We start from the raw sequence: 4,636 nt of genomic DNA on the forward strand, positions 1-4,636 counted from the left end.
GTATGAAAATCTGTCTGTTCCAGAGAGTCCAACAGAACTGCCTCCTGAATTATACAGTAAGCTAACTGATAAATCTTTAAGTGCTTTAGATAGACTTATTATAGAGTGCTGGTCAGAGGGGCTTATAAATAAGCAGATTTATGCTATAGCTAGAAGCAGGGGGCTCTTTAAACAGTCTAGGGGAAAGTTTTACTCCTACATGGACACTTTAAAGCAAACATTAAGAAATACGCTTAAAGAGTCTAATACAAGCTATAAAAGAGAATCTAAGACTACTGGCAGGGATGCACTGGTTAGAAAAGCTTTAGCCAGTCAGCCAGTTAACACAGTAGCCTATAAGTTTGCTCTAAAATATGCTAAGCAGGCTAAGTATAGAACTCCAGCGGAAAATGAATATTATGCTAAGTCCAAGGCAATAGAGAAACTTAAAAAGTACCATATAGCAATACCAAAGGCTATTGCTAAAATAGCCAAGCAAGCCTTATCTGATAGTCAGTCTTATAAATAGATGTGGCTATATTACATTTGTACAAAGATAATACTAATCAGTGAGGTATATATATGAAATTTGTAGACTCAGTTTTACGCGGCTATGAAGACACTAAAGATGAATCTGTAATTGGTGATTTAACTACTTCCCCTCTTATTACAGTAGTAACAGACAGCAATGGTTTCTTTAGCTTGCATGAAGGGGAACATTTCTTTAAAATTATTAAAGATGGCTCAGACTATAGTATTAATGAAGTTACTTTAGACAAAGCCCAAAATGGTGCAACAGCTAAAGATGCTTCGCTAGGAACATTAGATGGTCAACCAGCCTTTATTGCTAATGAGCCAGTAGTATTTACTAAGGGTGATACTGTATACTTTACATTAAGTGACTCTATTAATCCTTATACTATGAAACATGTTATACAAGAGGAAGGCAAAGGGGATGGCAACTCTGTTGAATACAAGTTGCTTTTAGCCTTTACTGCATTTGCTAAAGATGAATTTCGCTTTGCAGAGTCTTTTAACTCAGATATTGTGGCACCTATCTTAATTGGTGCAGAAAGTGATCATGATTTCCCAGACATTTCTTCTTATAAGAATTATGTAAAACCTACTCCAGCACCAGCATCGTCAACAACGTCAACAACTAATGGTGGTACTGGAGAGTAGAGGTAATTAATGCTAAGGTTTAAGCAGTCTAAACTTGAGAATAAGGAAATATTCAGCAGACTTAGGCAGCAGGTTGAAGTGTACCGAGCAGAGCTTGATGCTTACTCTAATACAGTTGTGCTTGAAGTGCTTAAACAGATGAGCAAAGAAGCTTCTTACAAGATTAAAGGTACTTTAGCTAAAGATGACAAGATAGGATACTTGCTACTAAATGCACCAGCAGCAGAAGAATTATCCTTACCAAAATTTCTAGGTCAGCATAAAAAAGATGGTACTCGGTATGAAATAATTAAGCTCAAATATGGAGGATACCTGTACATTTCAGTTAAAGATAATAGCTGGCAGGCACAGGTACATATCAATAAGCCAGAGGAAAATAACCCCTATCTAGATATCAGAAGAAGCTTTAGGCAAACATTGCCAATGATTGTTAGAGATGCTGCTTCAGTATCAGATAAAGGCACAAGCATACTCAGGTTTCTTACCTTTTTTAAATGAAAAACAAATTAGCCCTTTGGGGCTTTTTTATTTACTCTCAGTATGGTAAGAAATAATTAACTAAATTAGATCATATTATTAGTCTTGATGTAATAATATGATCTTTTTATTTTCCTTTTGTCTATTTATTAAATATATATGCTATAATATTAGTCAAGGAGGTGAAACTATGAGAGCTAATCAAGTAATGGAAATACTTCAAATTAGTCGTTCAACTTTGAAGCGTTATCGTGAAAAAGGGTTGATTAAAGCTACCCGAAAGCTCACAGGTCAATTTGAGTTTAATGATGATTCTGTTTGGTTGTTTAAAAATAAACATACTCCTCGTCAGACTATTCTCTATGGTCATGTTTCTACTTATAAGCAAAAGCATGATTTAGCTAATCAAATGCAAGAATTGCGTGATTTCGCTGAAAATAAAGGCTATCATGTCGATAATTCCTTTTCAGATATTGCTAGTGGGATCTATTTTAAAAATCGCAAGCAGTTCTTTAAATTATTAGATTTAGTTTTGGCAGGCAAAGTTGAAAGAGTAATCATTACTCATCAAGATAGATTAAGTCGTGTAGGGTTTGAGCTATTCGAATACTTGTTCAAAAACTACGGTACAACGATTGAAACTATCTCAAATGAGATGAATCCTAAGACTGATAAAGAAGAACTATTTGAAGAAATTATTATCCTACTGCATTGCTTCTCTATGAGAGAATATTCTCATAGACGAGTTGAACGTAAGCTCATAGAAAGCACATTAAATCAGAAAGGCGGTGAAAAAGATGGCAAAAAAGAATAAGCAGGTCCCCAGAAACGACTTGCAGTATGAACAACTAGCTAGTGAATATTTAATTAAGGCTAATCCGAAGCTAGATGAGTATTCTTTAGCAGCTCATAATTTGTATAACCGTGCACTTTATGATTTAAGACAAGGCTTTTTTAAGAAGAAATATGTTAAAGGCTATAGTCAACTCGATCAAATGTTTAAAGAGCGTTATCAAAAGCGTGAGTTAATGCTTTATCATAGTCTTGGCTATGTTCAATCGGCACAACAGGCTTTAAGAGAGGTCACAACTGTTTGGCAGGCATTCTTTAAAGCGCTGAAAGCCTACAAAGCTAGTCCTAGTAAGTTTAGCGGAAAACCAAGATTGCCCCATTATTTACGGGACAAACGCCACACCTTCTTTGTGACTAATCAGAACGCTAAAGTTAAAGATGGGTATTTGATTGTTCCAAAATTGGATTTAAAGCTAAAACTTGCGCCTAATATTGAAAAAATTGGACGCGTTGCTTTTAAACCTGTCGCTAATGGCTATAAAGTAATTGTTCCATATAAAGTCAATAAAGAAATTAAATACTTGCCAGATAACGGTAAATATATTGGGATTGATCCCGGAATTGACAATGCCTTTGCTTGCGCTTCTAACACTGGTAATCGTCCACTACTCATTAACGGTTGTGGAATTAAGTCGGTTAACCAGTATTATAATAAAAAGCGTGCTGAATTAAGACAGCTTCAAGCTAGATACCATCAGCTTGAACGAATAATTAATACCAAACAAGGCAAGAAAGTTGTTTATCAAGATACCCAAGCCATGAAGAAAATTACTGCTTGGCGCAATGACAAAATTAAACAGTTTGCTCACAAAGCCTCTAAACGTATAGTGGATTATGCGTTAAACTGCGAGGCAAACACGATTATCATTGGTAAGAACAAGTCATGGAAAAGAAGTAGCAATATGGGGAAAAGAAATAACCAAAACTTTATTGGGATTCCGCATAACATCATGATCGACATGATTAAGTACAAGGCTAATTTAGCTGGCATTACCGTTATTCAAACTAATGAAAGCTACACTAGTCAAACTAGTAGTTTAGATCATGAACAGCCTTGTTGGGAAAACGGTAATAAAAGTCGCAAAAAACAAGGCAAAAGCCCCATTAATAGACGAATTAAGCGTGGCTTGTTTAAAACTAATGATGGTCGCTTAATCAATGCGGACATTAACGGAGCTTTGCAAATAATTAAAAAAGTATTCTCGAATTTCCAAGTGAATGACGAGATAGCGGGCGGAGTGTTACGTCCAGTTAAATGGAGTCCTAAGTTTTAAGGCACTACTTAATAAAGGAATATAAATCTTATCCAAGTTTATGGGTTGACGCTTTTGTAAAGTTGTCCTTATAGTTTCTAAGCTAGCAAAAGTTTGGGAGTGTGCTAAAAAGGTTAAAAGCAGATATTAATAAACGAAGATAAGATAGGAAAATGTATTCAAATAAAATAAAGTAGACATATTTAATCAATATTTTCTAGCATGACCATAGAAAGAAGTTTAGAAAGAAATGAAAAAAGTATACTTATACCCATGTGCCGATAGCTATCTGCTTTATCATTATGCAAAGAATGCGCATGACACATTCATAGCTGTAGAAGATACAGACACTGATTGGATAAATGATGCGGAAGGGTATGTAATTGGCAACCCTAAGTTAAGTAAAATCAATAAGAAGCTAACAGTATTTCCTCCCTACGCACCAAGCGCTAAAGACAAGGCAATGGCTAATTATGTATATAGCTATTACAGAACACCTATTTTTAGCTTTCTGGTAAATATAGGCAGTGATGGCTTTAAGGAAGTAGAAAAAGCTATAGGCAAGGACAATATAAAAGAAATGCTTGCTAAAGCTGCAATTATGGCCAAAGCACTTCAAACAGACAAAATGAAAGACTGGGTTACCTTACATGTTGGCTATGAAGATAACAAGTATTGGGACTATATGGACATTACCTCTTACTTGGAACTTGTTCAATTTACAGACAGCTCCTTAAGTATAGAGGACAAAGCTGTAGATAATTATAGTCAAGAAAGAAATAATTATACTGAAAGAAAAGCTCTACAGGCAAGAAATAATGCTATTAAAGCTTATGGGCTGAATATTCAGATAATTAATGCAGACAAGGATATGTACATTGTGGCTTGCAAGA

General features: G+C 35.1%; 6 protein-coding genes. All 6 read left to right on the top strand.

The window, feature by feature from the left end:
• A partial coding sequence (locus Q7P22_RS00800) for a hypothetical protein (RefSeq protein WP_303859649.1) occupies positions 1-508 on the top strand: 508 nt, incomplete at its 5' end.
• Positions 509-561: 53 nt separating this feature from the next.
• A complete protein-coding gene (locus Q7P22_RS00805; protein WP_303859650.1) occupies positions 562-1,161 on the top strand; it encodes a hypothetical protein in 600 nt (199 codons plus the stop codon).
• A 9-nt stretch (positions 1,162-1,170) separates the two neighbouring features.
• A complete protein-coding gene (locus Q7P22_RS00810; RefSeq protein ID WP_303859651.1) occupies positions 1,171-1,659 on the top strand; it encodes a hypothetical protein in 489 nt (162 codons plus the stop codon).
• A 169-nt stretch (positions 1,660-1,828) separates the two neighbouring features.
• The gene (locus Q7P22_RS00815; protein ID WP_303859652.1) at positions 1,829-2,452 is read left to right on the top strand and encodes an IS607 family transposase; all 624 of its coding nucleotides are present in this window, start codon (positions 1,829-1,831) and stop codon (positions 2,450-2,452) included.
• Complete coding sequence (locus tag Q7P22_RS00820) at positions 2,436-3,764, top strand: transposase (RefSeq protein ID WP_303859653.1); 1,329 nt, start codon at positions 2,436-2,438, stop codon at positions 3,762-3,764. Before Q7P22_RS00815 ends, Q7P22_RS00820 begins: the two co-directional genes overlap by 17 nt.
• 229 nt (positions 3,765-3,993) lie before the next feature.
• Positions 3,994-4,636, top strand: a 643-nt coding sequence (locus tag Q7P22_RS00825) for a hypothetical protein (protein WP_303859654.1), incomplete at its 3' end; no start/stop codon positions are given.

Origin of the sequence: Alkalibaculum bacchi (assembly GCF_937875145.1) — a bacterium.
In the GTDB taxonomy this organism is placed as follows: domain Bacteria; phylum Bacillota; class Clostridia; order Eubacteriales; family Alkalibacteraceae; genus Alkalibaculum; species Alkalibaculum bacchi_A.

What these genes read in the sequence shown, in the direction of transcription:
- Q7P22_RS00820 (WP_303859653.1), top strand. Translation starts at nt 2,436, where the DNA reads ATGGCAAAAAAGAATAAGCAGGTCCCCAGAAACGACTTGCAGTATGAA.
- Q7P22_RS00810 (WP_303859651.1), top strand. Translation starts at nt 1,171, where the DNA reads ATGCTAAGGTTTAAGCAGTCTAAACTTGAGAATAAGGAAATATTCAGC.
- Q7P22_RS00815 (WP_303859652.1), top strand. Translation starts at nt 1,829, where the DNA reads ATGAGAGCTAATCAAGTAATGGAAATACTTCAAATTAGTCGTTCAACT.
- Q7P22_RS00805 (WP_303859650.1), top strand. Translation starts at nt 562, where the DNA reads ATGAAATTTGTAGACTCAGTTTTACGCGGCTATGAAGACACTAAAGAT.